We start from the raw sequence: 25,590 nt of genomic DNA, 5'->3' as shown, positions 1-25,590 counted from the left end.
TCTTGTTACTTGACGGCGATCGGGTTCACGGGGCTGCCGACCGCCCCGGTGATGCGCAGGGGTGCGGCGGTGAGCGAGAACTCATGCACCCCGTCGTTGGCGCAGTCCTCGGCGAGAGCGTCGAGGTCCCACATCTCGCCGATCAGCAGACCGATGTTGGGGATGGCGACCTGGTGCAGCGGCTGGAACGCGTGGTCGAACTCGTTGGGCCGCACCTCGAAGCCCCAGGTGTCGGTCGCGATCGCGGCGATCTCCGTGCCGTGCAGCCAGCCCGCAGCGGTGAAGGACAGTCCCGGAGCCGGACCGCCGGCGTACTCGCCCCACCCGTCGCGGCGGACCCGGGCGAGCTGCCCGGTCCGCACCAGGACGATGTCGCCGCGCCCCACGGCGACGCCGTGGGCCTCGGCCGTGGCCGCCAGGTGCTCCCCGGTGATGGCGAAGCCGTCGGGCAGTTCCCCGCCCTCACCGATGACACGCCCGACGTCCAGCAGCACCCCGCGACCGGCGACGTGCGGTGCCATGTGCTCGATGCCGGTGACCAGGTCGCCCTCCGAGGTCACGACCTTCTCCGCGGGCCGCCCGTTCCACGCCTTGCCGTGGTCGAAGATGTGGCCGAGTCCGTCCCACTGGGTGGAGCACTGCAGCGGCATCGCGATGACGTCGTCGGCGCCGCCGAGTCCGTGCGGGAACCCCTGCCCGGTGACGACGGCGTCGGTGCCGGTGTCGAGCATGGTGTGCACGGGGTTGGTGCGCCGGCGCCAGCCCTTCTGCGGACCGTCCATGTCGAAGCTCTGGGAGAGGGAGAAACTCACGCCCCGCCGGACGAGGGCGGCGGCCTCCCGGCGCTTGGCCTCGTCGAGGAAGTTGAGGGTCCCGAGCACGTCGTCGGCGCCCCAGCGGCCCCAGTTCGAGTACGCCTCGGCGGCCTGGGCGATCGCACCCTCGGGGTCGGCGCGGTCGAGGGTCATGACGCTTCCGTGCTGACGCAGCGGGTGCGCTGCACGCCGAGCCCGGTGACCGAACCCTCCATGACGTCCCCGTCGCGCAGGAGCCGGCCCCAGTGCATGCCGTTCCCGGCGGGACTGCCGGTCAGCACGAGATCGCCGGGGAGGAGGCGTGCGGTCTGCGACACGTACGCCACCACACGCGCGACATCGAAGATCATGTCCTTGGTGGACTCGTCCTGCATGGTGTCGCCGTTCAGCTTCAGCGTCACCTGCAGGTCGCCCGGGTCGGCCACCGACGCGGTGGGCACGATCCAGGGGCCGAGCGGGGTGAAACCGGGCGCGTTCTTGCTGCGCAGCCAGTCCGTGCCGATCTGCGGCATGTCCCGGCGGAACACGGTCGCGCGGTCGGTGAGGTCGTTGGCGATCGTGTACCCGGCGACGTGGTCCAGCGCCTCCGCCACGGACACCTGGAAGGCGGGCCGACCGATGACGACAGCCAACTCCAGTTCCCAGTCGGGCTTCTGGGCCCATGCGGGGAGCACGACGTCGTCGTACGGCCCGGTGATCGCGCTCGGCAGGCCGATGAACACGTACGGCAGGTCCTCGGTGGCCCGCCGGTCCATGATCTCCGCCGCCTCCGCCCGCCGCTCCTCCTCGGACCGGTCATCGCCCGGGGCCCGGTGCGCGACGTGCAGGTCGATGACGTGCTGCCGGTAGTTCGCGCCGGACTGGAAGACCTGACGCGGCTCGACGGGGGCGTGCACCCGGAAGTCGGCCAGCGGCTTCCGCTCCGGCCCGTCGCCCTCGGCCAGTGCCTCCAGACGGGGAAGCGCCGACTCCCAGTCCTCCAGGAGGCCCCGGACGTCCAACCGGTCGTCGCCGAGGGCTGCTCGAAGGTCGAGTACCCGGGCGTCGGGCGTGACGAGAGCGGGGAACGCGGGCCCGTCGGGGGCAGAGAGCGTGGCGAGGGCGAACGGTCCGGCGAAGAGCGCGGACGCGGGTGCAGGTTTCACGGACATGTCCTCCTGATTGCGATGTGACTAATCTGGACCCGCCACCCGGAATCATGGAAATAGATTGTATGGATGGCTGTCATCCATCCCGTTTATTGCGGCTGGTAGGCGCCGTACAGCGAGGAGAAAGCCCGTGAATCTGTCCCGCCTGGACCTGAATCTCGTGGTCGCGTTGCGCGCTCTGCTGGAGGAGCGGAACGTCACGCGCGCCGGACAACGCGTCGGACTCAGCCAGCCGGCCATGAGCGCGGCCCTCTCCCGGCTGCGGCGGCACTTCGACGACGACCTGCTGGCCCGGGTCGGCGGCCACTACGAACTCACCGCCCTCGGACAGGTCCTGCTCGACCGCACCTCGACGGCGTACGACGTGCTCGAACGCCTCTTCGCCAGTCAGGCCGCCTTCGACCCGGCCACCGAGAGCCGCGAGTTCAAGCTGATCGCGTCCGACTACGCCGTCGCCGTCTTCGGTGCCGAGCTCGCCCGGATCATGCACGAGGAGGCCCCCGGCGTCCGCCTGCGCTTCGCCCAGACCCCGCCCACCGTGGTCGACGACACGGCCACGCTGCTGAGCGCCACCGACGGTCTGCTCATGCCGCACGGCGTCATCAGCGGTTTCCCCGCCACCGACCTCTACGAGGACAAGTGGGTCTTCCTCGTGGCGGACGACCACCCGAGCGTGGGGGACCGGCTGACCCGGGAGGACCTGGCCCGGTTGCCCTGGGTCACCTACCAGCGCACCTACGACGCCCCCGCCGTGCGCCAGCTCGGGATGCTGGGTGTCGAACCGCGCGTGGAAGTCTCCGTCGACAGCTTCCAGCTCCTGCCGCTGCTCGTCGCCGGGACCCGGCGCATCGCCCTGATCCAGGCCCGCCTCGCCCGGCTGCTCACCCCGCTCGCGGCCGTCCGGGTCCTGGAGCCGCCGTACGAGGCGGTGCCGCTGCGGGAATCGATGTGGTGGCACCCGGTGCACACGCACGACGCCGCCCACATCTGGCTGCGCGAGACGGCCGCACGGGTCGGCAGCGGCATGGCCGACGCCCCGCGCGGGACGCCGCCCCCTGCCGGACCCTGATCCACCGGACACCACCTCGGAGGGGGGCGCTGCCGGGAGATCAGGTCGACTCGCGCACCACGAGTTCGTTCGGCATGATCACCGGCGTGGTGGGGCCACCGTCGATCAGGCCGAGGAGCAGGTGGACGGCGGCGGTCGCCTGGTCGGCCATCGGGCTGCGCACCGAGGTCAGCGCGGGACTGGTGTAGGACGCGGCCTCTATGTCGTCAAAGCCGATGACCGCCACGTCTTCGGGGACCCGCCGGCCCGCCCGGTGAAGGGTGCGCAGGGCTCCGATCGCCATCAGGTCGTTGGCGGCGAACACCGCGTCGAGGTCCGGATCGTCCTCCAGGAGCTGCCGCATGGCTTCGGCGCCGGAGGTCCGGGTGAAGTCGCCCAGCGCCACGATGGAGCGCCGGCCGGTGTCACGCAGTGTCTGACGGTAGCCGTCGAGACGTTCGCGCGCCTCGTACAGTTCGAGCGGTCCGGTGATGGTGGCGATCCGGCGCCGCCCGCGCTCCAGAAGGTGACCCACGGCCAGCGCCGCTCCGCCGGCGTTGTCCAGTGCCACGTACGGGACGTCCGGCGCGGAGGTGCGGTTGAAGGACACGACGGGCAGGCCTTGCCTGGCGAGTGCGGCCGGCAGCGGATCCGTACCGTGCAGGGCGACCAGGAGCACGCCGTCCACATGGCCACCGGCGATGTACTGCACCACCCTGCTCCGGCTCTGGTCCGATTCCGCGAGCATGAGCACGAGCCGTTTGCCCGCGCTCTCGAGCTCTCTGCTGACGGCCCGTACCACGGCGGAGAAGAGGGGATCGTCGGAGACGACTCCCTGGGGCGGGTCGGAGACCACGACGGCGACGGTGTCCGTACGGCGGGTGACGAGATTGCGCGCCGCTCCGTTGGGCACGTAACCCAGTTCGTGGACGGCACGCATGACGACGTCCCGGATCTGCGGGGCGACCGTCGTCTCGCCGTTGATGACCCGGGAGACGCTCGATTTGGACACGCCCGCCCGGGCGGCGACCACTTCGAGAGTAGGGCGTCTCATACGGGTCCGTCCCCTCTGCCGCCCGGGTGCCTGCGCGGGGCGGGTTCTCTCATCGGGGCGACCTCCGGCTCTGCGTCATGGCGATGTGAGCAGCGTATCCGCAGGCCGGAGCGGCCAGAGCACGGTCCGGGCGCGTCCCGCGCGACGCCTCCCCCTCGACCGTCGGCACGCCACGTGCTCGGCGAGAGACCGCTCCCTCGGATCGTCCCGCCCATGGCGATGCTTTTTTTCGAGGTGAAAGAGGCATTGACAGCCTTTACCAGCACCTCCATTCTCCCTCTCAGGGAGCGCTCCCTGACCTCCCCCCCCACGTGAGGAGTCGCCCGTGCAAACCCTGCTGCGTCGCTGTGCCTTACTGCTGGCCCTCGCGGCCTCGCTACTCGCTTTCACCGCCCTCCCCGCCCCTTCCGCCCAGGCGGCGGAGGTCCTGCTCTCGCAGGCGAAACCCGTCACCGCGTCGAGCACCGAGGGCCCCTTCGGCGCTCAGAGCGCCGTCGACGGCGATCTGGGGACGCGCTGGTCCAGCGCCTTCGCCGACCCCCAGTGGATTCAGATCGACCTCGGCGCGAGTGCCGCCATCAGCAAGGTCGTCCTCAACTGGGAAGCCGCCTACGCCAAGGCGTACCGGATCGAGGTGTCGAACGACGCGGCGAACTGGACCGTCGTCCAGCAGACGGCCACCGGCACGGGCGGCGTCCAGACCCTGACCGTCACCGGCACCGGCCGCTACGTGCGCATGTACGGCACGCAGCGCGCCACGCTCTACGGCTACTCACTCTGGGAGTTCCAGGTCTACGGCACCACCGGCACCGGAACTCCCGGCGGCGACACCGGCAGACTCCTCTCCTACGGCAAGCCGGGCGCGGCTTCTTCCTCCCAGGGCGACTCGAACTGCTGGGAGTGCACGCCGGCCCGGGCTTTCGACCGGGACCCCGCCTCCCGCTGGGCCACGAGCCCCACCACGGGATGGGCCGATCCGGGGTGGATCTCCGTCGATCTCGGCGCGACGGCACAGATCGACAAGGTCGTCCTGCAATGGGACCCCGCCTACGCCAAGTCCTTCCAGATCCAGGTCTCTTCGAACGGAACCGACTGGACGCCGGTCTATTCGACGACGTCCGGCACGGGCTTCAAGCAGACGCTGGCCGTCTCGGGAACCGGCCGCTACGTCCGCATGTACGGGACGCAGCGCGCCACCCCCTACGGCTACTCGCTGTGGGAGTTCCAGGTCTACGGCACCGGCGGCGCTCCGACACAGGCTCCGCCGCTGCCGAGTGACCCCGCGAACCCGCCGCGGCTCGTGTGGAGCGACGACTTCGACGGCGCCGCGGGCGGCAAGCCCGACGCGTCGAAGTGGAGGGCCGATCCGGGTTCCGGACCCAACAACGAGCTGGAGTACTACACCGATCACCGCAACGCCGCGTTGGACGGGGCGGGACACCTGGTGATGGAAGCACGCAAGGAGGCCACCGCCGGATCGTCGTGCCCGCCCGACCCGTTGAGCGGCAGCACCACCTGCCAGTACACCTCGGCGCGGATGAACACCGGCGCGACCTTCCAATTCACCTACGGGCGCGTCGAAGCACGCATCAAGGTCCCCAAGGGCAACGGCATGTGGCCCGCGTTCTGGATGATGGGCGCCGACTTCCTGACGGGCCGCCCGTGGCCGTACAACGGCGAGGTCGACATCATGGAAATCCTCGGCAAGGACGTGAAGACCGCGTACTCGACCGTCCACGCGCCCGCCTACAACGGCGGAGGCGGCATCGGCTCGCCGTACACACTGCCCGGGAACGCCGACTTCTCCGACGACTACCACACCTGGGCCGCCGACTGGAACAGCAGAGGCATCACCTTCAGCCTCGACGGCCGGACCGTCTTCACCCTCGACAAGGACCAAGTGGAGCAGACCCGCGGGCCGTGGATCTTCGACCACCCCCACTACATGATCCTCAACCTGGCGATCGGAGGTGACTGGCCGGGCCCGACGGACGCCACCACCCCCTTCCCCTCCAAGATGCTCGTCGACTACGTGCGGGTCTACCAGTAGGCCGTGCGCGGGCACGAGAAGCAGGTCCACCCCCCTCTTCACCCCGCGACGCCCGTGAGGAAGTGACATGCGCAGATCTCCCGTCCCCCTCTACACCCTGATGGTGACCGCTCTGGCGGTCGTACTGGCCGCCGCCCTGAGCCTGACCGTCTCGGCCACCCCGGCGCAGGCCGCGACGGTCACGGCCCAGGCCGAGTCCTACGCGGCCCAGTCCGGCGTCACGCTGGAGGCGACCGCGGACACCGGCGGCGGCCAGAACGCCGCGTTCCTCGCCGACGGCGACTGGATGCGCTTCGACAACGTCGACCTCGGCGGAGCCGACCGGCTGACGGTGTCCGCCCGGACCGCTTCCGCCGTCGGCTCGGGCACGGTGGAGCTGCGTACCGCCGGCCTCACCGGACCGCTCCTCGCCGTCATACCGGTCTCCCCGACCGGCGGTTGGCAGAACTGGTCCACCCTGACCACCGAGGTCACCACCCACCCGGCCGGCGCGCAGACGGTGTTCGCCGTGCTGCGCAGCACGACACCCGGCGACTTCGTCAACGTCAACTGGTTCTCCTTCGCGGGCGAGGGAGACGGCGCAGTGGCCGGATGGGTCCCGGTCGACCAGGCCAAGTGGAGCGCGCAGCTGGCGCAGTTCCGCGCGATGACACCGGCCGCGGTGCCCGGGGGTGTGGTCCGGGTTCCGGAGTTCAACGCGACCTGCACCTACAGTCACTCCAAGCCGGACGACCCCATCGTCCTGCCGGGTCTCCCCGGCGCGTCCCACATGCACAGCTTCTTCGGCAACAGGAGCACCGACGCGTTCACCACGACCCAGTCGCTGCGGGCCCACACACCGACCAGCTGCACCCCTGCCGACGACCTCTCGGCGTACTGGATCCCCACCCTGTACGAGGGCGACACGGCCGTCGAACCGGAAGGCATGATCGTCTACTACGGCTCCCGGCTCACCGACCCCGCGGCGACCGTTCCCTTCCCGGAGGGATTCCGCATGATCGCCGGCAGCGCCAAGACGCAGACGCCCACCCCCGCGGGATCGCCCGGCCAGTTCTGGTGCGCCGGTGAGGGCGGCGAGACCGGACGCAGCGCCGACGGCAACTGGCCGGTGTGCGCCCCCAAGGCCCACCTCACCCACCAACTGGTCTTCCCCGACTGCTGGGACGGGAAGAACCTCGACAGCCCCGACCACAAGTCGCACGTGGCGTTCACCTACGACGGAAAGTGCAGCGGCGCCTATCCCGTCGCCATCCCCAACCTCTCCTTCGTCACCAGCTACCCGACCAGCGGCACCACGGCCGGTTTCCGGCTGGCTTCGGGCATGGCGTCGTCCATCCACGGCGACTTCTTCAACGCGTGGGACAACGCCGCTCTCGGTCACCGCGTGAAGGACTGCATCAACCAGAAGGCCAAGTGCAACGCCGCCGGGACGTTCTGACCTGGTGGTCGGCGTGCGTCGTGGCCCTGGCGCTGCCGGCTGTCGGCTGCACCGCGCAGCCGACAGCCGGCGCGTCGGCACCGGCCTTCAACGCCACCGACAGCGCCTGGATCCTTCTGATGATCCCCATGGCAGAGCGTGCGCGGCTCCTGACCGATCTGGCCCCCTCCCGCACGGCAGACCCGGCCCTGGCCGACTTCGCGGCGCACACCGGATCGGTGCTCCGCGCGGACCTGCGCCGCCTGCGGGCGGTGCTGCGGCTCTCGGGCGTCCCCGACACCCACCCCCACGAGGGGCACGACATGCCGGGCATGGTCAGCCTCGCCACCCTCCAGGAGGCCGCCGACGCGACCGGCCTCGCCTTCGACCGGATTCTCACCGGCGCGCTGCACGCCCACTTCACGCAGTCCCGGCTGCTCTGCTCCGGCGAGAGGACCGGGGGCCGGGCGGACCAGGCGAAGGACCTGGCCACATCCCTCGCGAAGAGCGCGGCCGCACAGACGTCCCGGCTGGACGAGCTGCGCGCGCCGCAGTGAGTGCCGTGACCGCATCGGCAGCTCGTCGCACGGTCGTGCCGAAGCGTCCTGGCCGGCCGTGACCGGTGTGAAGATCCGGTCCCTCGTGAGGACCCGGCGCTGCTGGAGAAGGTGGGAGTTGCGTTCGGCGGGTGAGCGAGGCACTGCCGCACACCCTCCCATAGGGCTTTGACGGGCCGGAAGACGCCCCGGTCCCGGTGATCGGGCCCTGCCCGGGCACCACCTGGCACATGTGGGAGAGACCGTTCTCCGGCATCCCCGTGATCCATGTGATGCGCGTAAGGCCAGGTCGGCTCATTCAGGTCCACGTGCGCCCGCCGAGTCCGTGAGAGCGCTGTGAGAGGCGAAGCCTCCCGCGCCCGGTGCTGACCGGGGGGTTGCGCACCCCGTCCGGCCCCGTTCCGCCGGACAGGGCGCGGCGGCCGGTCATCCCGTCTTCCGCACCCGGGAGTTGTCCACGTCGACGATCCCGCCGTCCGCGTCGGTCGGTACGACCTCCGGCACGGGTGTGCCGTGCCGGTCGACGAGGGTGGAGTGCGCTTCGCCCGGCGCGAAAGCGTGCCGTTCCCCCCACTGCCGGAGCGTGAGGACGGCGGGGAAGAGATCGCGGCCGGCGTCGGTCAGGACGTACTCCTGGCGCCGGCCCGACGCCGCGGTGGTCTGGGCGAGGAGCCCGTGCGCGACCAGCTTGCGGAGACGGTCGCTGAGGATGTTGCGCGCGATCCCGGTGCGCCGCTGGAACTCGGTGAACGAGCGCGCGCCGTCCATCGCGTCGCGGACGACCAGCAGGCTCCACTTGTCCCCGACCAGGTCGAGGGTGCGGGCGACGGGGCAGTCGGGATCGGTCCACCGGGGTTTGGGGGAGCGCGCGGTGCTGCCGGGCATGACACCTCCCGTTGAGTTGCGGATTGAAACCATCATGCCGTACCGTCGAATAGGTTTCAATTTGCTACTGATTGGACTCGGTGATGACTGTGTGGCGGCGCTGGCTGCTCGCGATGGTGTGCGGTGTCGCTGTGGCGAGCATCTACGCCGCACAGACGGTCCTGGAGCCGATGGGCCACGACCTCGGAGTGTCGCCCGGGCTCACCGGCTGGATCGTCTCCAGCGGCCAGTTCGGATACCTGGTGGGACTTGTGCTGCTGGTGCCCCTCGGGGACGTGGTGGACCGACGCCGGCTGATCGCCGTACACCTGGCCGTCACGGCGGCCGGCATGGTCCTGACGGCGTCGGCGACGGCCTCCTGGGTGGCGTTCGCCGGACTCGCCGCGGCCGGGATGTTCGCGGTGGTGGTGCAGACCACGGTGGCCTACGCCGCGTCGATGTCGTCGCCCGAAGAACGCGGACGGAACATCGGGGTGGTGACCTCGGGCGTGGTCGTGGGCATTCTGGGTGCGCGGGCCGTCACCGGCGCGCTCACCGAGCTGTGGGACTGGCGGAGCGTCTACGTCGTCCTCGCGGTGCTGTCCCTGGGACTCGCGGCCCTCGTCCTCGCCGTCCTGCCGACGGAGGAGCGGTCCGGCCGCCCCACGGGATACGTACGCGCCGTGACCTCGATCGGCGGGCTCTTCCGGCAACGTCTCTTCCTGTCCCGGGGGCTCATCGCCTTCTTCCTCTTCGCGTCCTTCGGGACGCTGTGGAGCGGGCTGTCCCTGCCGCTGTCGGACGCACCCTGGCACCTGAGCGAGGGGCAGATCGGCCTCTTCGGCTTCGTCGGCCTCGCGGGCGCCCTGGGCGCGGCACGTGCGGGGCGATGGGCGGATGCGGGGCGGGCCGTGCCGGTCACCGGTCTCGCGCTGGGCCTGCTCATCCTCTCCTGGGCGGCGATCGGGCAACTGACGTGGACCCTGTGGATCCCGCTCGTCGGGATCGTGCTGCTGGACTTCGCCGTCCAGGCCGTGCACGTGAGCAACCAGCATCTGCTCACCACCGCCCACCCCGAGCGCATCAGTGGCGTCATCGGCAGCTACATGGTCTTCTACTCGCTCGGTTCCGCTCTTGGCGCGGCCTCCACCACCGCGCTCTACGCAGCCCACGGCTGGGCGGGGTCCAGCTTCCTCGGGGCCGGCTTCGCCGCGTGCGCGCTGGTCGTCCGGGCGGTCAGCCGACGGCTCTCCGTCGACGGTGCGATGCAGTCCGGCGAGGGCACGGATGCCACCCCGTCGGCAACGGGAAAGCCGTGGAGCGGGTCGGGCACGGCGGCCGTCACCGCCACCGACTGTTCGCCTGCCACCACGACCGGGGGAACGTCCCCTTCTCCGCGAGGCTCTGCCAGAACCTCGCCCGCCGTTCCACGGGTGATCACGAACCGCTCCTAGTCAGCAGTTCGACGTGCCGGCCGAGCGGGACGGCGCAGTCGATGTGCTCAGCACTCGGCTTACGGCGCTCCGCGCACAGGTCCAGAGCTCGGGCTCGTTCTCGACGGGATGGGGCTGCCCTCGTCGGCGTCCTGCGCCCCGGCCTCGGCGCCGAACGCGTCGGCTCGGCGGCCTCCGACGCTTACCACGGAGCCGCCGTCCGCCATTCCGTGAGCGCCCATGACGGCTCGACGGACGACGCGCCTGTCAGGGCTGAGCGCCGGTTTTCGTTCCGACCCTCGCCACCGGTCACTGTGCGGACAGTTGTGCGACCGCGTGGGGGGATTGCGTGCGTCGGAGCGTCAAGACGTATACGGGAAAACGAACTCGACGCATGGCCGGTTCCGTTCGTGGCCGGGCTGCGTCGGTGTGGCGCCGCGTGCGGGGAATCACTGGGCCGATGAACCCCGGAGCGCCGGCCTGGCGGTCGTGGTTGCGCCATGGACGGCGCATGCAGCTGTGACCTGCGCGTCATCGAGATTGTTAAATGTGCGAACTTGTTTCTTTGTCGCAAGGGTTGACCTCAAAAGAAACGAGAACTCACACTGTGCCCCATCCTCCCGGCGACACACGCTGTGCTCGGTCGAGCCAGCGCTGATCGCCGCCCCACGGCGAAGGATGGGTCATGCACCGATTATTACGGCTTGCTCCACTCTGGATACTGGCCCTGGTGGCCTCGGTGCTCGGGGTCTCGGTCGGTCCGGCCCGGGCAGCGACCACGCTCATTACGGTGGACGGCACCCAGAGCGGCCGGACCTTCGACGGCATCGGGGCGATCAGTGGCGGCGGGGGCAACTCCCGCCTGCTGATTGACTATCCGGCCGCCCAGCGGTCGCAGATCCTGGACTATCTGTTCAAGCCCGGATACGGCGCGGCGGTGCAACTGCTGAAACTGGAGATCGGCGGTGACGCCAACTCCACCGACGGCAGCGAGCCGAGCATCGAACACGTCCGCGGTGACGTCAACTGCAACGTGGGCTACGAGTTCTGGTTGGGAGAGCAGGCCGTCACCCGCAACCCGAACATCAAGATCGTCGCACTCCCCTGGGCCGCGCCCGGCTGGATCGGAAGCGGCAACTTCTGGTCGCAGGACATGATCGACTACGACATCCAGTGGCTGGACTGTGCCAAGCAGCACGGCCTGCCGATCAGCTACATAGGCGGGTGGAACGAGCGCGGGCACAACAAGACCTGGTACGAGAACCTGCGCACGGCCCTCAACTCCCACGGCTACAGCGGTGTCCAGATCGTCGCGGACGACAGCTTCGGCTGGGGTGCGGCGGACGACGCGCAGAGCGACTCGGCGTTCAAGGCCGCGGTCGGCGTGGTCGGCGCCCACTACCCGTGCGGCTACCTGGGCGAGGCCACCTCCTGCTCGTCGAGTTCCAACGCGGTCGCCAGCGGCAAGCAGCTCTGGGCAAGCGAGTTCGGCTCGCAGGACTACATGACCGGCTCGGGCCCGTACATCCGCAGCATCACCCGCGGTTACCTCGACGGCCAGATGACCGGCTTCATCAACTGGCCGCTGATCGCCGCGCTCACCCCGAACCTTCCTTTCGCCACCGATGCGCTGGCCGTGGCCTCCTCGCCGTGGTCCGGCGCCTACCAGCTCGGCAAAAGCCTGTGGGCCAACGCCCAGGTCGCCCAGTTCACCCAGCCCGGCTGGCACTTCCTCGCCGGCTCCGCATCCGGCTACCTCGACGGCAACCGCAGCAACGGCAGTTACATCTCACTGAAGTCCACCAACGGCACCGACTACTCGACGATCTATGAGACCACCACCGCCTCCACGGCTCAGACGGTGAACATCAACGTGAAGGGCGGACTGAACACCGGAACCGTCCACGTGTGGTCCACTGACCTGGGCTCGTCCAGCTCGGCCAACTGGTTCGTCAAGCAGTCCGACGTCACGCCGAGTGGCGGCAGTTACTCGCTCACCCTCCAGCCCAACCGCATCTACTCGGTGACCACCACCACCGGCCAGGGCAAGGGCACGGCGGCCGGCCCCGCGGTCGCACCGCTCGCACTTCCCTACGGCGACACCTACGACGCCAACGCCTCCCGTACCGAGGCGAAGTACTTCTCCGACATGCAGGGCTCCTTCGAGGTACGGCCCTGCGCCGGAGACCGGACCGGTCAGTGCCTCCAGCAGGTCACTCCCAGCAGGCCGATCGAGTGGCAGGACGATAGCGACGCGTTCGGCCTGCTCGGTGACCCCTCCTGGAGCAACTACACGGTCAGCACCGATGTGAACTTCCAGCAGTCCGGCACCGTCACCCTGCTCGGCCGGGCCAACACCCAGCAGCGGCCGCAGTCGCACCAGGCCGCCTACCAGTTGCGGCTCAGCAACACTGGGGCCTGGTCGATCGCCAAGAACACCACCTCCGGCACGCTCACCACCCTCGCCTCGGGGATCCACGCCTCGCTGGGGCTCAACACCTGGCACACCGCCGCGCTCAGCTTCACCGGCAGCCAGATCAGCGCCACCCTCGACGGCACCGCACTCGGCTCCGTCACGGACGGCTCCTACTCCACCGGCCAGGTGGGACTGGGAGTCGTCGGCTACCAGACCGACATGTTCGACAATCTTTCGGTGACCGCGACCAGTGGCGGGAACGGCGGCAGCGTCGGCCAGATCCGGGGCGCGGACTCCGGCCGCTGCGTCGACGTCCCCAACGCGACGCAGGCCAACGGCACCGTGACCGAGCTGTGGGACTGCAACAGCGGCGCGAACCAGATCTGGACCGCCACCTCCGCCAAGCAGCTCACGGTCTACGGCACCAAGTGCCTCGACGTGTACGGCGAGGGCACCGCCGACGGCACGCCTGTCGACGTCTACGACTGCAACGGCGGCACCCATCAGCAGTGGACCCTGAACTCCGACGGCACGATCGTCGGTGTCGGTTCGGGCAAGTGTCTGGATGCCACCGGCGGCTCCACCGCCAACGGCACCCTGCTGGAGATCTGGACCTGTCATGGAGGCGCCAACCAGAAGTGGACCCGCACCTGACCCCCCACTGACGCGGTGCGGCACCCGGCATCGTCGCTCCGATCTTCCGTCCCGCACCATCGCCCTGATCCAGCTCGCCTACGAAGCCGCACCTGCGCTGTGTTGCGGACAGAGGAGGTGGTGGTCACCGCTCGCTCCGTGATCGTCGGTGACCTGGCGGCACGTGAGGCGATCTCCTCAGTCGCTCCCTGCCTTCACGTCGTGTGTCGTCGGGCAGTCCGCATGCGTCTGTCTGCTCTGGAGCCCTTCCCCGGGGCGCCAGAGCAGACAGATCGACGAGGGGTGCGTCAGGGGGAAGTCAGGTGGTAAGGGCTGGGATCTTCCGCTCTGCCGGGCTGCCCCCGGTCACAAGGTGCCGGTCAGGCGGTCGGTGAGTAGCCGCGTGAAGCGGGCCGGGTCGGGCAGTTCGCCGCCTTCTGCGAGCAACGCGCTACCGTAAATCAGCTCGGCAGTCTCCGCCAGTGCGGGGTTTTCGGCATTCGCGTCGTGCGCCGTGCGCAGGGCCGTGACGAGCGGGTGTGCGGGGTTGAGTTCCAGGATCCGCTTGAGCGGGGGGATTTGCTGGCCCATGGCCCGGTACATCTTTTCCAGAGTCGGGGTCACGTCGTGTGCGTCCCCGACGATGCAGGCCGCTGAGGTGGTCAGGCGTGAGGACAGCCGGACCTGCTTGACCTGTTCGGACAGAGTTGTGGTCAGCCAGGACAGCAAGGGGGCGAAGTCCTGCTCGCGCTGGGCCTTTTCGGCGTCGTTTTCCTTCTGGCCGTCGGCGGGGTCGTCGAGGTCGACCTGCCCCTTGGCGATGGACTGCAGACGATGCCCGCCGAAGGCGGGGACCTGGTCCACCCAGACCTCGTCGATCGGGTCAGTGAGGATCAGGACTTCGTAGCCCTTGGCGGCGAAGGCTTCCATGTGCGGGGAATTCTCCACCATCGGGCGGCTCTCACCGGTCAGGTAGTAGATGCTGTCCTGGCCGTCCTTCATGCGCTCCACGTACTCACGCAGCGTGGTGGTCTTCTCCGGGTCGTGAGTAGAGGCGGCCGACACCAGCTCCAGCAGAGCCTCGGCGTTGTCCGGGTCCTCGACCAGACCTTCCTTGAGCGCCCGGCCGAACTGCGACCAGACCTTCGTGTAGCGCTCGGCGTCCTTGGACCGCATTTCCTTGAGGGCACCGAGGACCTTCTTGACCAGGCGTCGGCGTACACCGCGGATCTGGCGGTCGTGCTGGAGGATCTCGCGGGAGACGTTCAGCGACAGGTCGTGGGCGTCCACGACGCCCTTGACGAAGCGCAGGTAGTTGGGCATGAGCGCTTCGCAGTCGTCCATGATGAACACCCGCTTGACGTACAGCTGCACGCCGCGCTTGGTCTCTCGGGAAAACAGGTCGAAAGGTGCCTGCGAGGGGATGAACAACAGCGCCTCGTACTCGAAGGTGCCCTCGGCGCGCATGTGAATCGTCTCGGCCGGAGGCAGCCAGTCGTGGCTGATCTGCTGGTAGAACTCGTTGTACTCGTCCTCGTTCACCTCGCTGCGCGGACGGGCCCACAGCGCCTTCATCGAGTTGAGCGTGCTGACTTCGCGGACGGTGTTGCCCTCGGCGTCGGTGCGCTCGGTGGCCATCCGGATCGGCCAGCGGATGAAGTCCGAGTACTGCTTGACGATTTGTCGGATCTTCGAGTCGGAAAGGTAGTCGGCAAGCCCGTCCTCGCTGTCGGCGGGCTTGAGGTGCAGGGTGACCGAGGTGCCTACGGGAAGCCCCTCGACGGCCTGGATGCCGTAGGTGCCCTCGCCGTCGGACTCCCACTGGGTGCCGGAGGCGGTGCCGGCCCGCCGGGTGCGCAGGGTGACCCTGTCGGCGACCATGAACGCAGAGTAGAAGCCCACACCGAACTGGCCGATCAGACTCTCGGCGCTAGCAGGGTCCTTGGACTCCTTGATTTTCTCCAGCAGACCAGCGGTGCCGGACTTGGCGATGGTGCCGATCAGCTCCACAAGATCGTCCCGGGTCATGCCGATCCCGTTGTCACGGACGGTCAGCGTGCGGGCGTCCTTGTCGACCTCGAGCGAGATGTGCAAGTCGGTGGCGCCGGTCTCGGCGAGGCCGGAGTCGGTCAGCGATTCCAGCCGCAGCTTGTCCAAGGCGTCGGAGGCATTCGAAATCAACTCACGCAGAAAGATGTCTTTGTTCGAGTAGATCGAGTGAATCACCAGTCGGAGCAACTGGCGGGTCTCGGCCTGAAATTCCAGCGTCTCGACACTGCTGGTCATGTAGGGGCCTTTCTGTGGGTACGTCATGAACGTATTCGGACTCGTTCCGGGGGTCGGACCGCTGTCCGCTGTCGGCGTGGGTCGGGATGGACCGGAGCGCAGCCACGTGTGTGACTCTGCGTGGTGGGCGTCAGCCATCGTCAGCGGCTGTCGTCCCCTACCGGGTTTGACGGCCTTCAGGGACGGGAGGAGGCCGGTGTGGCGGGCATCGAGGTAAGGACGCATGCCGGCCACGGGCGCAAGGGGTTCGGCCGCGTCGGTGCCGAGGGCGGCATGAAAGGCGACCTGAGCTGAGCGCGCTTCGGCGACGAAGTGGGCGAGCGCGGTGATCTGTCCGGCAGGGCGACCCTGGTCGGCGGCGTTGGCGCGGGCCCGGCAGGCGGCGGCGCATTCGGCAGCCCTGGCCTTGCGGGTGCCGGTCACGCGCTGCTCGCCGGGGGTGCCGACGACACCGGGGCGGCCGCTGCGGGCCGACGGCGTTCAGCGGCCTGGCGCTGGCGACGCTGAGGGGGCCGGCGAGGTCGGCCCAGCTGATGCCCGCGTCGTGGGCCGTCTCGATTAGCCCGATCTCCCAGCCGAGCTGCCCGCGCACCTGCCGCAGCCGCCGCAGGGAGTCCAGCGTCTGCTTGGGTCCGGAACCAGCGGCGTCGGGGGTTTCGTGCAGGGCTTGGCGCAGCGCGTCGTCCACGGCGGCTGCGGCGGCGAGGAAGGACACGGGGCTGTGGGCGTCGGCTCCCGTGGTGCGCAGATGGACCGTTACGGTCACGGATACCTCCCCGGAGTGCCCTCAGCGCGACGCCATCGAGTTGTCGTCCATTGGATGACATTCTACATCCGTGTCAGTGCATGGAGGGTCAGGCCGCGTTGACCAGCTTCATGTACTTCGTCCAGTCCCAGTTCGGACCCGGATCCGTGTGGTCCGTGCCCGGAACCTCGACGTGGCCGATGATGTGCGTACGGGTCTTCGGGATGCCGTAGCGGTCGCAGAGAGCCGCGGTGAGCTTCGCCGACTGCTGGTACATCACGTCGGTGAACCACTGCGGCTGGTCGACCCAGCCTTCGTGCTCGATGCCGAGGGAGCGCGTGTTGTAGTCCCAGTTGCCGGCGTGCCAGGCGATGTCCTTCTCCCGTACGAACTGCCCGATGTAGCCGTCGCCGGAGGCGACCATGTAGTGCGCGGACACCTGACGGGCCGGATCTTTGAAGATCCGCATCGAGTCCTGGAAGGTCTCTTGGGTGACATGGATGACCACGTAGTTCAGGGGGTAGCTGCTAGGGCGGCTGGAGACCGTGTAGTTGGAGGTGCTCGCCGGTATCCAGTGCGTCACGGGATAGGGAGCCGCGGCGGCGGTACGGGCGGCGGCCAGTGGCCCCAGCGCGGCAGCAGCGGCGGTGACGGCGGCGCCCTGCAGCAGGCGTCGACGCGAGGGTCTGGGGGCGTGAGGGCTGGGCTGATCCATGGGGGGTTCCCTCGGGGAGAGGAGTGGGGCACTTAAGCGTGAGTCGCGTCCATGACAATGGCGTGCCTCATGATGAGCCCCCTCCACACCCCTGCCAAGACCTTCTGGGACATGCCAAAGGGCCGACCAAAGGCGGTACGCACCAGGGATCTCCGAACACGAGGAAAGCCGCCTTTCGGCGCCCACCTCGTACGCCTGCCCGGCGAACTCCTCTTCGCGCTGGGCCACGATCGGAGTGGCAGGCGTCGCCCGATCGATCACCCGGTTCGCCGCCAGCCGACGTCGGCTTCCCCGCGTTGACCATCGGCAGTCATCCACTCGCCAACTCCCGGGGATGCGACGCCCACGAGGGGCAGACCTTCGAGGAAGTACTCGCCGCCGTCCGACCGATCATCGCAGCGGTCGGCATGGGCATTCCCGTCTCCGTGGACCTGGAGGCCGGGTACGGACAAGAACCCGCAAACCTCATCGCCGGACTCGTCAACGTCGGCGGCGTCGGTCTCAACGTGGAGGCCACCGTCCACGCCGAGGGTGGCCGCGTGCGCAGCAGGCGGGAGCACGTGCGTTACGTCGCCGGGCTGCGCGCGGCGGCCGACGACTCGGGGGTCCCGGTCTGGGGCAACGGGCGCACCGACCTCTTCCTGCGTGCGGAGAAGCCTGCGGACGTCCTCGGCGAGGCGGTCGAGCGCTTGCGAGCGCTGGAGCAGGCCGGTGCGGACAGCGTCTACCCCGTGCTCATTCAGGACGACGACGATCTGCTCACGGCCGTGACGGGAGCCGTAAGCAGCATTCTCGTTGATACTGGCTGACTACACTGGGAAATAGCTCGAGCACGTGTACACGGGAATCGGTGGGAAGTAGCCGTTGTACCACCATTCACAGATTTGCATCCATCTGACTTTCTCTGCCTCGACCCCGAATTGGCCCGACACAGCCAGGTTGGCGTCCACCGTCAGGGCGACTTGGCCAGTGTTGTTGTTCGGTGGTGCGTCGTAGCTGGTCCACACGTTGAGCTGCGAACTGTAGACCCGATTGGCGCCGCTGTTGTAAAGCCAGAACCAGGCGCCTCTCCCGTTGCCCACACAATTGTCCACCTGGGCCTGGCTGGCATCGACGGTGACCGTAACGGCGCATCCTTGCGCGCTGGCCTGGGCCGGCTGCGCCGTCGCGATCCCTCCCAGGCCCATCGATATAACGGCGACGAACGACGTGAGCATCTTCTTGACGACTGACAACGAATTACTCCCTCATCTGTGGGTTGCCACGTGGAGTTGTGCGGATCGTCGACCGAGTCTGTGTGAACCTCTCGCCTGAACAGGCGGCAAGATGAGAGGCCTTGACGACGGACCGGCATGTGGCGGCGGATGTGGCCCGGCGTCCCCGATCGTGCTGTGCACCGCGGAGAGCCGCCGCAGCGAGAACGTCGCCCGAACCGGCCTGGATGCCTGCGCGGCCACGCGACAACGCAACCGCGCCGTGATGATGACCGCCGACGGCACTGAGGTGGATCGTCAACACCAGGCCCTCCCGCGTCCACATACCCGGGCTCCTGTGTAGCGGGCATTGCGTGCGTCGTCAGCCCGGCGCCTCGGAGTTGGCAGCTATGCACCCCAGTACGGCTGAATCCCTGCCCAGCCCTCGCTCCATCGGTCGTCGAGGTATGGCTTGTAGTCGTCGAGGACGGAGGGGCGGTTCTGCCACTGGCCGGTGAAGAGTTCCTGCGGTGTCGCAGCGTTGGCGAGCTGCTTGACGGTGCGGTAGCTCATGGCGAGCTGGCGCTGGATCGAGCGGCGGCTGTGGCCGGCCTCCAGCAGTGCGTGGACGGCAGCGTGCCGGGCCCGGGTGCGGTCGGCGAACCGGTGTCCTCGCGGCCAGGGCGACCCGTCCGGGTCCTCGACAGGGGCAGGCTCGGGTTCAGGGACTGCGGGAACCAAGGATCGGAGGCAGCTGGGGGGCTGGGCGACGCTCCGCTCGGCGGCTTCGCTCAGGTTGTGCCCGAGGTGCCACCGGTCCGCGACCTGGATGGCCTGCGGGGCACCGACGGTGGCGCCTTCGGCGAAGAACGGCGCCCGATCCCGGCACACGACCTCGACGCCGTGCCGTTCCGTGAGCCAGGCTGCCAGGCTGGATGCCTCCCTGTCGGGCAGCAGATCCACGGGGCGGCGGGTTTCGATGTCGACAAGGACGGTGCCGTAGTGGCGGCCCTTGCGCGTGGCGTACTCGTCGACGCCGACGACACGCGGGGCGGGCACCTCGGGGTCGGGGGGGGCGTCGACCAATAGCTCCTCCAGCTGGAGCGCGACCTTCCACGGCCCCGAGCTGTCGGCCCAACCGCTCCGAGCACGGCTCATTTCCGGGCGACTTCGTGCACCACCCGGAGACGTTCACCCATTACTCAGAGTGGCCTGTCGCAGAAGTTGAGCCAGAACCATTTCTCGTGAACATCCACGAGCGCCGACTCGCTGACGAGTTCGACCAACGGCATTCGGTCAGTGAGCCTGGTCGCCCCGCAGTCGGTGGATGAGACCAGGGCGGGCAGAGCAGTGTGCCGGACTCGCCGTGCCGCATTGGTCCTCCTTCGCGTCACGAGCTGCCCGCCGCGGCCCTCGCCCGCACCCTCGGCATCGACATCACCGATGCCGTGAAATGGCAGCGAGCCGCCGCCAGAGACTGGGCCGCCTACGCAGCCGAGATCGGCCAACGCGCCAACCGCCACCTCCAAGGAGAAGACGTACATGCCCCTCAATGACCAGACCACCTGGGATCTGCTTCGCCAACTCGATGACCCGCAGCACATGGAATTTCCCCGCGGCTACGACCACAACGCCACCCGATCCCGATTTGAGCAGCTCACAGCCCGTTTGGACGCGCGGTTCCAGTGCGCCTGCACCGTCGACCGCCAGGTCCAGGACGCGAGCCACCACGGGACAGCCGTGATCCCGGCAACCGCCACTGACAGCACCGGACACATCACAGTGACCATCAGCAACTTCGGGAGCCTGGCGGTCGTGACCTTGGGCAACCCCGGGAGCTACAACGAGGAAGAGGAGCGTGAGCTCTTTCACGCCACCGACCGACTCCGCGTCGGGGAAGAACTCGAAGCCCTCGACTACACCGTCATCTCGGAGCACCTGCTCTGGAGGAGATACGACGGGGTCAGCGACCTCGTCTCCTCCTACCCGCCCGAACACCCCCCAACGTGGTGGATCCGCTTCTTCGACTACCTGTGATCCCGCCTGCGGTGTCCTCGGCAGAGGCATTCCGGGAGTTCCCATACCCGAGCCCATCATCAGTGAAGGCGAAGGGGCGCAGCCGGTAGGGGCGACCCGGTTCTGTGGGAGATCGGCGGAGATGAGAGGGTCGGCCGGGTGAGCGAGACACTGCCGAACACCCTGCAATACCGCTTTGACGGGCCGGAAGACGCCCCGGTCCTGGTGATCGGGCCCTCCTTGGGCACCACCTGGCACATGTGGGACCGCCAGATACCGGACCTCTCCCAGCACTACCGGGTGCTGCGCTACGACCTGCCGGGCCACGGTGGCGCGCCGGCCCGTCCGGCGGTCTCCGTCGCCGAACTCGGGGACCGGCTGATCGCCACCCTGGACTCCCTCGGCGTCCAGCGCTTCGGCTACGCGGGCTGCTCCATCGGCGGCGCGGTCGGCGCCGACCTCGCGCTGCGCCACCCGCACCGGGTGGCCTCGCTCGCCCTCGTGGCGGCCTCGCCCAGGTTCGGCAGCGCCGACGAGTTCCGCGGGCGCGGGGTGGTCGTCCGCACCAACGGCCTGGAGCCCATCGCCCGCAGCTCCCCCGAGCGCTGGTTCACACCCGGGTTCGCCGCCGCACAGTCCGCCATCGTCGAGTGGGCCGTACAGATGGTCCGCACCACCGACCCCGGGTGCTACATCGCCGCCTGCGAGGCGCTCGCGTCCTTCGACATCCGCGGCGAGCTGGGCCGCATCGGTGTGCCCACGCTCGTCGTGGTCGGTGCGGAGGACCGGGTCACCGGCCCCGCCGAGGCGCGCACCCTGGTCGCGGGTATCCCCGACGCCCGCCTCGCCCTGGTGCCGGGGGCCTCGCACCTCGCGCCGGTCGAACAGCCCGCCGCCGTGATGGACCTGCTGTTCACCCACTTCTCGACCACCTGGCAGGACACGCTGGGGGCCGTTCCGGTACCTGGTGCCGCGCCGCCCGCCGCCGTCCCGCCGCTCTCCGCCCCGTACGCGCCCGTCGCGGAGATCGCGCCGCCGGCCCCGCGCGCGGACGACACGGAGCGTACGGACCGGCACGCGATCGGTACGAAGGTCCGCCGGGAGGTGCTCGGCGACGCCCACGTGGACCGGGCCGGCGCCGCGACCGACGCGTTCACCGCCGACTACGAGGACCTCGTCACCCGCTACGCGTGGGGCGAGGTGTGGAACCGCGAAGGTCTCGACCGCCGTACCCGCAGCGCCGTGACGCTCACCGCGCTGATCGCGTCCGGACGGCTGGAGGGCCTGGCCGCACACCTGAGGGCGGCGCTGCGCAACGGCCTCACACCGGTCGAGATCAAGGAAGTGCTGCTCCAGAGCGCGGTGTACTGCGGCATCCCCGCGGCCGGCGCCGCGTTCGCGGTGGCCCAATCCGTGATCCAGGAAGAAACGACACCGCCCGCGTAGCAGGATGGGAACCATGAACGCATCGCCTCTCACCCTCACGAAGAAGCATCACTCCTGCGTCCGGCTGGACAAGGACGGGCAGGCGCTCGTCATCGACCCGGGGGGTTTCTCCGGGGGGGACGAGGCCGTCGGCGCCGATGTGCTCCTGGTGACCCACGAGCACCTGGACCACTTCAACGAGGACCGGCTGCGCGCGGCCATGGAGGCCAACCCGGCGGCCGAGATCTGGACGCTGCGCAGTGTCGCCGAGCAGCTGGCAGCGGCCTTCCCCGGGCGGGTGCACACCGTCGGCCACGGCGACACCTTCAGCGCCGCCGGGTTCGACGTCCAGGTGCACGGTGAACTCCACGCGGTGATCCACCCGGACATCCCGCGCATCACCAACGTCGGTTTCCTCGTCGACGGTGCGGTCTTCCACCCGGGCGACGCACTCACCGTCCCCGAGCAGCCGGTCGACACCCTGCTGCTGCCGGTGATGGCCCCCTGGAACAAGATCTCGGAGGTCATCGACTACGTGCGCGAGGTCGAGCCGCGCCGGGCCATCGACATCCACGACGCCCTCCTCACCGACCTGGCCCGGCCGATCTACGACAGTCAGATCGGGGCGCTCGGCGGCAGCGACCACGGCAGGATGGCGCCGGGGGAGCGTACCGGGCTCTGAGCGCCCCTGCCCCGGCTGTCGGTGGCACCCGTTACGTTGGTCCCATGCGCATCGCCACGTGGAACGTCAACTCGATCACCGCCCGGCTGCCGAGGCTGCTGGCCTGGCTGGAGAGCAGCGGCACCGACGTGCTGTGTGTCCAGGAGACCAAGTGCACGGCCGAGCAGTTCCCCGCCGACGAGCTGCGGGAGCTGGGCTACGCCTCCGCCGTCAACGCCACCGGCCGGTGGAACGGCGTGGCGCTGATCTCCCGGGTCGGCCTCGACGACGTGGTCACGGGCCTGCCGGGCGGCCCCGCGTACGACGGCACGGAGGAGCCCCGGGCGATCTCCGCGACCTGCGGGCCCGTCCGCCTCTGGTCCGTCTACGTCCCCAACGGCCGCGAGGTCACGCACGAGCACTACGCGTACAAGCTGCGCTGGCTGGAAGCGCTGCGCGGCGCGGTCGCCACGGACGCGGCGGCCGCTCGCCCCTTCGCGGTGCTGGGCGACTACAACGTCGCGCCCACCGACGAGGACGTCTGGGACCCGGCTCTCTTCGTGGGCGCCACCCACGTCACCGATGCCGAGCGGAACGCCCTCGCCGCCCTGCGGGAGGAGGGGCTGAGCGACGTCGTGCCCCGCCCCCTCAAGTACGACCACCCGTTCACCTTCTGGGACTACCGCGAGCTGGGCTTCCCGAAGAACCGGGGCATGCGGATCGACCTCGCCTACGGCAACGCCTCCTTCACCGCCGCAGTGAAGGACGCGTACGTCGACCGTGAGGTACGCAAGGGCAAGGGCGCCTCCGACCACGCGCCGGTCGTGGTGGACCTGGAGCTCTGACCGCTGCTACTGACAACCGAAGGTTGACACCCGTTCGGGTGTCAACTTACGGTTGACGCATGACGCAACCGGCATCCGTGAACCCTCCCGTGCGCCTCGACGACCTCATCGAGGCCATCAAGAAGTCCCACTCCGACGCCCTTGAGCAGCTCTCCGGCGCGGTCGTCGCAGCCGACCACCTCGGTGACATCGCCGACCACCTCATCGGTCACTTCGTGGACCAGGCCCGCCGCTCGGGCGCCTCCTGGACCGACATCGGCAGGAGCATGGGGGTGACCCGGCAGGCCGCCCAGAAGCGCTTCGTCCCGAAGAAGCCGGACGAGTCCGCCGACCTGCATCCCGACGAGGGCTTCGCCCGCTTCACCCCGCGCGCCCGGAACGTCGCGGTCGCCGCCCACAACGAGGCGCATCGCGCAGGCAACGCCGAGGTCCTCCCCGCCCACCTGGTGCTCGGCCTCGTCGGCGACACCGAGGGCGTCGGTGCCCGGGTGATCGCGGCCCTGGGCGTCACTCCGGAAACCGTCCGCGCCGCCGCCCTCACCGCCCTGCCGCCCGCCGTCGACGAGGTTCCCGAGCTGATCCCGTACGACGCCGGCTCCCGCAAGGTCCTCGAACTCACCTTCCGCGAGGCCCTGCGACTCGGCCACGCCTACGTGGGAACCGAGCACATCCTGCTGGCCCTGCTGGAGCACGAGGGCGGCGACGGGGTCCTCACCGGCCTCGGGATCGACAAGCGGGAAGCGTCCGCGACCACCGAGACGCTGCTCGCGACCGTCACCGGGGCGGCCCGGAACCGGCCCGGCGCCTGACCCGTCCGCGCGGGGGCGTCCGCCCGTGGCATCCGCGCGGTGGACGCCCCGGTACGCGCTGTCCTCAGTGGACGGACAGCCCGCCGTCCACGAAGAGCGACTGGCCGGTCACGTACCCCGAGCCCGGACCGGCCAGGAACACCGCCGCGGCGGCGAAGTCCTCGGCCAGGCCGTTGCGCCCCACCATCGTGCGGGCGGCGAGCGCGGCCACCTTCTCCGGGTCGGAGGAGAGCCGGGTGTTCAGGGGGGTCATCACGAACCCGGGTACCAGGGTGTTCGCGGTGACCCCGTGCGGCGACCAGGCCTCCGCCTGCGACCGGGCCAGCGACTCCAGTCCGCCCTTGGAGACCCCGTACGCCCCGCTGTTGACGAAAGCGCGGTGCGCCTGCTGCGAGGTGATGTGGATGAACCGCCCGTACCCGCGCTGCGCCATCCCGGGCCCGAACCGCTCGCCGAGCAGATAGGGGGCCTTGAGATTGACCGCCATCGTGACGTCCCAGACGTCCTCGTCCAGCTCGCCCATCGGCGGCCGCAGATTGATGCCGGCGCAGTTCACCACGATGTCCGGCTCCCCGGACCGCTCGACCACGGCGTCGGCCGCCCGCCGGACCCCCCCGGTCGTGGCGAGGTCCGCGCTCACCCAGCCGGCGCGGCAGCCGGCCCCGGTCAACTCGTCCACCGTCGCCTTCAGTTCCGACTCGCGACGGGCCACGACGGTGACCTCCGCGCCCGCACGGGCGAGTGCCTCCGTGATCGCCCGGCCGATGCCGGAACTCCCGCCGGTGACGAGGGCGGTCCTGCCCTCTAGGGAGAAGAGTCCGGAGAGGTAGTCGTGTGTGCTCATCCCCGCAGCCTACGGAGCAGCCGGTTCTCCTCCGGGAGGGGGTACCACGCCCGAGGGCTGTCCCGCCGGTCCTGAATCCTGGCGGGTGCGCCACCACGATCTCGGTACAGCCCTCACGGGGGCGGCGCGCGCCCTGTGGCGTACGGCGGGACGAAGGTGCGACTCTTGTGGGGTGAACATCCCTTTCTTGGACAACTGGCGCAAGCGTCAAGGCGGTACGCGTACGGCGACGCTGGCGGAGACCGCCGCGACCGACCCCGCAGGCCTCGCGGAAGTCCTCGCCGAGTGCGAGCTGCTGCGCGTCCGCGCGGGGAGCAGTGGACTCGAACTGGACGACACCCCGGGATCGTTGACCGCGCTCGACCAGCTGCCGCCCCGCTGGCGCGACGACCCGGAGGAGGTGCCCTGGCTCGGGAACGACGCGGGCCTCTACCTCGGCACCGTACTGGTGCGGACCGTGCCGGGCGCCCGGTGGGACATCTGGCCGAGCGGGCAGCCCGTCGTGCTGCTGGCCTCCGGGCGGGAGATCGACGTCGTCGGAGCGGGCCTCGACTGGGCGCTCTACGGCAGCCCGGAGCTGTCCCAGGTGTACGCGGAGGCGGCCGAGGAATGACGC

General features: G+C 69.5%; 22 protein-coding genes and 3 pseudogenes. 14 read left to right on the top strand and 11 right to left on the bottom strand.

Annotated elements, in window-relative coordinates; genetic code table 11:
- Nucleotides 1–5 precede the first annotated feature (5 nt).
- The gene (locus ACFYPN_RS12600; protein WP_389298017.1) at nt 6–968 is read right to left on the bottom strand and encodes a cyclase family protein; all 963 of its coding nucleotides are present in this window, start codon (nt 966–968) and stop codon (nt 6–8) included.
- Complete coding sequence (locus ACFYPN_RS12595) at nt 965–1,966, bottom strand: fumarylacetoacetate hydrolase family protein (RefSeq protein ID WP_358756384.1); 1,002 nt, start codon at nt 1,964–1,966, stop codon at nt 965–967. Before ACFYPN_RS12595 ends, ACFYPN_RS12600 begins: the two co-directional genes overlap by 4 nt.
- Nucleotides 1,967–2,093: 127 nt before the next feature.
- On the opposite strand from ACFYPN_RS12595, the gene ACFYPN_RS12590 reads away from it, so the two are divergent.
- Nucleotides 2,094–3,032, top strand: coding sequence for a LysR family transcriptional regulator (locus ACFYPN_RS12590; protein ID WP_358756385.1), 939 nt, complete (start codon nt 2,094–2,096; stop codon nt 3,030–3,032).
- 40 nt (nt 3,033–3,072) lie between these two features.
- On the opposite strand, the gene ACFYPN_RS12585 is transcribed toward ACFYPN_RS12590, so the two are convergent.
- Nucleotides 3,073–4,065, bottom strand: a complete 993-nt coding sequence (locus ACFYPN_RS12585; RefSeq protein WP_358756387.1) for a LacI family DNA-binding transcriptional regulator — start codon at nt 4,063–4,065, stop codon at nt 3,073–3,075.
- A 325-nt stretch (nt 4,066–4,390) separates the two neighbouring features.
- Here ACFYPN_RS12585 and ACFYPN_RS12580 point away from each other — a divergent pair, with 325 nt between their 5' ends.
- The 4 genes and pseudogenes from ACFYPN_RS12580 to ACFYPN_RS12565 form a co-directional block, all read left to right on the top strand.
- Nucleotides 4,391–6,115, top strand: a complete 1,725-nt coding sequence (locus tag ACFYPN_RS12580) for a discoidin domain-containing protein (RefSeq protein WP_389298014.1) — start codon at nt 4,391–4,393, stop codon at nt 6,113–6,115.
- A 67-nt stretch (nt 6,116–6,182) separates the two neighbouring features.
- A complete protein-coding gene (locus ACFYPN_RS12575) occupies nt 6,183–7,553 on the top strand; it encodes a DUF1996 domain-containing protein (protein WP_389298012.1) in 1,371 nt (456 codons plus the stop codon).
- Complete coding sequence (locus ACFYPN_RS12570; RefSeq protein ID WP_358756391.1) at nt 7,529–8,089, top strand: DUF305 domain-containing protein; 561 nt, start codon at nt 7,529–7,531, stop codon at nt 8,087–8,089. The genes ACFYPN_RS12575 and ACFYPN_RS12570 overlap by 25 nt, the downstream gene beginning before the upstream one ends.
- Before the next feature lie 131 nt (nt 8,090–8,220).
- A pseudogene (locus tag ACFYPN_RS12565) lies at nt 8,221–8,331 on the top strand (3-oxoadipate enol-lactone hydrolase); the annotation flags it as partial.
- 184 nt (nt 8,332–8,515) lie between these two features.
- Here the strand turns inward: ACFYPN_RS12565 and ACFYPN_RS12560 are convergent.
- The gene (locus tag ACFYPN_RS12560; protein WP_358756392.1) at nt 8,516–8,974 is read right to left on the bottom strand and encodes a helix-turn-helix domain-containing protein; all 459 of its coding nucleotides are present in this window, start codon (nt 8,972–8,974) and stop codon (nt 8,516–8,518) included.
- A gap of 83 nt (nt 8,975–9,057) precedes the next feature.
- Between ACFYPN_RS12560 and ACFYPN_RS12555 the strand changes: the two genes are divergently transcribed.
- Together ACFYPN_RS12555 and ACFYPN_RS12550 are read left to right on the top strand one after the other, a co-directional pair.
- Nucleotides 9,058–10,407, top strand: coding sequence for an MFS transporter (locus ACFYPN_RS12555; RefSeq protein WP_389298009.1), 1,350 nt, complete (start codon nt 9,058–9,060; stop codon nt 10,405–10,407).
- A 664-nt stretch (nt 10,408–11,071) separates the two neighbouring features.
- Nucleotides 11,072–13,456 carry a ricin-type beta-trefoil lectin domain protein gene (locus ACFYPN_RS12550; protein WP_389298007.1) on the top strand — a complete coding sequence of 795 codons (2,385 nt, stop codon included), beginning with the start codon at nt 11,072–11,074 and terminating at the stop codon, nt 13,454–13,456.
- Nucleotides 13,457–13,801: 345 nt separating this feature from the next.
- Here ACFYPN_RS12550 and htpG read toward each other — a convergent pair whose 3' ends face one another.
- From htpG to ACFYPN_RS12535, 3 genes and pseudogenes are all read right to left on the bottom strand, one after another.
- Nucleotides 13,802–15,721, bottom strand: a complete 1,920-nt coding sequence (gene htpG / locus ACFYPN_RS12545) for a molecular chaperone HtpG (protein WP_358756396.1) — start codon at nt 15,719–15,721, stop codon at nt 13,802–13,804.
- 162 nt (nt 15,722–15,883) lie between these two features.
- Nucleotides 15,884–16,487: pseudogene (locus ACFYPN_RS12540) on the bottom strand (type III effector protein); the annotation flags it as partial.
- Nucleotides 16,488–16,575: 88 nt separating this feature from the next.
- On the bottom strand, nt 16,576–17,181 hold the full coding sequence (locus tag ACFYPN_RS12535) for an N-acetylmuramoyl-L-alanine amidase (RefSeq protein ID WP_358756398.1): 606 nt from the start codon (nt 17,179–17,181) through the stop codon (nt 16,576–16,578).
- Between the two features lie 278 nt (nt 17,182–17,459).
- Here ACFYPN_RS12535 and ACFYPN_RS12530 point away from each other — a divergent pair.
- Nucleotides 17,460–17,966, top strand: a pseudogene (locus ACFYPN_RS12530) (isocitrate lyase/phosphoenolpyruvate mutase family protein); the annotation flags it as partial.
- Between the two features lie 24 nt (nt 17,967–17,990).
- Here ACFYPN_RS12530 and ACFYPN_RS12525 read toward each other — a convergent pair.
- The 3 genes from ACFYPN_RS12525 to ACFYPN_RS12515 all read right to left on the bottom strand — a co-directional run bounded on the left by ACFYPN_RS12525 (nt 17,991) and on the right by ACFYPN_RS12515 (nt 19,918).
- The gene (locus ACFYPN_RS12525) at nt 17,991–18,416 is read right to left on the bottom strand and encodes a hypothetical protein (RefSeq protein ID WP_358756400.1); all 426 of its coding nucleotides are present in this window, start codon (nt 18,414–18,416) and stop codon (nt 17,991–17,993) included.
- Between the two features lie 366 nt (nt 18,417–18,782).
- Nucleotides 18,783–19,532 (bottom strand): transposase, encoded by a 750-nt coding sequence (locus tag ACFYPN_RS12520; RefSeq protein ID WP_389298006.1) that lies wholly within the window; start codon nt 19,530–19,532, stop codon nt 18,783–18,785.
- A gap of 44 nt (nt 19,533–19,576) precedes the next feature.
- A complete protein-coding gene (locus ACFYPN_RS12515; RefSeq protein WP_358756404.1) occupies nt 19,577–19,918 on the bottom strand; it encodes a hypothetical protein in 342 nt (113 codons plus the stop codon).
- Here ACFYPN_RS12515 and ACFYPN_RS12510 point away from each other — a divergent pair.
- The 5 genes from ACFYPN_RS12510 (at nt 19,917) to ACFYPN_RS12490 (ending at nt 24,130) form a co-directional block, all read left to right on the top strand.
- Complete coding sequence (locus ACFYPN_RS12510) at nt 19,917–20,411, top strand: hypothetical protein (RefSeq protein ID WP_358756406.1); 495 nt, start codon at nt 19,917–19,919, stop codon at nt 20,409–20,411. The two genes, ACFYPN_RS12515 and ACFYPN_RS12510, sit on opposite strands and share 2 nt — an antisense overlap.
- Nucleotides 20,412–20,549: 138 nt before the next feature.
- On the top strand, nt 20,550–21,836 hold the full coding sequence (locus ACFYPN_RS12505; RefSeq protein WP_358756408.1) for an alpha/beta fold hydrolase: 1,287 nt from the start codon (nt 20,550–20,552) through the stop codon (nt 21,834–21,836).
- Between the two features lie 13 nt (nt 21,837–21,849).
- The gene (locus ACFYPN_RS12500; RefSeq protein ID WP_389298005.1) at nt 21,850–22,497 is read left to right on the top strand and encodes an MBL fold metallo-hydrolase; all 648 of its coding nucleotides are present in this window, start codon (nt 21,850–21,852) and stop codon (nt 22,495–22,497) included.
- A gap of 44 nt (nt 22,498–22,541) precedes the next feature.
- Nucleotides 22,542–23,321 carry an exodeoxyribonuclease III gene (locus ACFYPN_RS12495; protein WP_389298004.1) on the top strand — a complete coding sequence of 260 codons (780 nt, stop codon included), beginning with the start codon at nt 22,542–22,544 and terminating at the stop codon, nt 23,319–23,321.
- A gap of 59 nt (nt 23,322–23,380) precedes the next feature.
- Nucleotides 23,381–24,130, top strand: a complete 750-nt coding sequence (locus ACFYPN_RS12490) for a Clp protease N-terminal domain-containing protein (protein WP_358756414.1) — start codon at nt 23,381–23,383, stop codon at nt 24,128–24,130.
- A 64-nt stretch (nt 24,131–24,194) separates the two neighbouring features.
- Here ACFYPN_RS12490 and ACFYPN_RS12485 read toward each other — a convergent pair whose 3' ends face one another.
- Complete coding sequence (locus ACFYPN_RS12485; RefSeq protein ID WP_358756416.1) at nt 24,195–24,974, bottom strand: SDR family oxidoreductase; 780 nt, start codon at nt 24,972–24,974, stop codon at nt 24,195–24,197.
- A 172-nt stretch (nt 24,975–25,146) separates the two neighbouring features.
- On the opposite strand from ACFYPN_RS12485, the gene ACFYPN_RS12480 reads away from it, so the two are divergent.
- Complete coding sequence (locus ACFYPN_RS12480) at nt 25,147–25,587, top strand: DUF6278 family protein (RefSeq protein WP_358756417.1); 441 nt, start codon at nt 25,147–25,149, stop codon at nt 25,585–25,587.
- Nucleotides 25,588–25,590 lie beyond the last annotated feature (3 nt).

The sequence above is a fragment of the Streptomyces sp. NPDC005576 genome, assembly GCF_042871745.1.
Lineage (GTDB): Bacteria > Actinomycetota > Actinomycetes > Streptomycetales > Streptomycetaceae > Streptomyces.
This window is presented reverse-complemented; position numbering and strand designations above follow the sequence as displayed.

Coding starts and splice junctions, on each gene's coding strand:
- ACFYPN_RS12520 (WP_389298006.1), bottom strand. CDS start 19,532: ATGAGCCGTGCTCGGAGCGGTTGGGCCGACAGCTCGGGGCCGTGGAAG.
- ACFYPN_RS12595 (WP_358756384.1), bottom strand. CDS start 1,966: ATGTCCGTGAAACCTGCACCCGCGTCCGCGCTCTTCGCCGGACCGTTC.
- ACFYPN_RS12560 (WP_358756392.1), bottom strand. CDS start 8,974: ATGCCCGGCAGCACCGCGCGCTCCCCCAAACCCCGGTGGACCGATCCC.
- ACFYPN_RS12575 (WP_389298012.1), top strand. CDS start 6,183: ATGCGCAGATCTCCCGTCCCCCTCTACACCCTGATGGTGACCGCTCTG.
- ACFYPN_RS12500 (WP_389298005.1), top strand. CDS start 21,850: ATGAACGCATCGCCTCTCACCCTCACGAAGAAGCATCACTCCTGCGTC.
- ACFYPN_RS12495 (WP_389298004.1), top strand. CDS start 22,542: ATGCGCATCGCCACGTGGAACGTCAACTCGATCACCGCCCGGCTGCCG.
- ACFYPN_RS12585 (WP_358756387.1), bottom strand. CDS start 4,065: ATGAGACGCCCTACTCTCGAAGTGGTCGCCGCCCGGGCGGGCGTGTCC.
- ACFYPN_RS12550 (WP_389298007.1), top strand. CDS start 11,072: ATGCACCGATTATTACGGCTTGCTCCACTCTGGATACTGGCCCTGGTG.
- htpG (WP_358756396.1), bottom strand. CDS start 15,721: ATGACCAGCAGTGTCGAGACGCTGGAATTTCAGGCCGAGACCCGCCAG.
- ACFYPN_RS12535 (WP_358756398.1), bottom strand. CDS start 17,181: ATGGATCAGCCCAGCCCTCACGCCCCCAGACCCTCGCGTCGACGCCTG.
- ACFYPN_RS12555 (WP_389298009.1), top strand. CDS start 9,058: ATGACTGTGTGGCGGCGCTGGCTGCTCGCGATGGTGTGCGGTGTCGCT.
- ACFYPN_RS12515 (WP_358756404.1), bottom strand. CDS start 19,918: ATGTACGTCTTCTCCTTGGAGGTGGCGGTTGGCGCGTTGGCCGATCTC.
- ACFYPN_RS12510 (WP_358756406.1), top strand. CDS start 19,917: ATGCCCCTCAATGACCAGACCACCTGGGATCTGCTTCGCCAACTCGAT.
- ACFYPN_RS12485 (WP_358756416.1), bottom strand. CDS start 24,974: ATGAGCACACACGACTACCTCTCCGGACTCTTCTCCCTAGAGGGCAGG.
- ACFYPN_RS12600 (WP_389298017.1), bottom strand. CDS start 968: ATGACCCTCGACCGCGCCGACCCCGAGGGTGCGATCGCCCAGGCCGCC.
- ACFYPN_RS12490 (WP_358756414.1), top strand. CDS start 23,381: ATGACGCAACCGGCATCCGTGAACCCTCCCGTGCGCCTCGACGACCTC.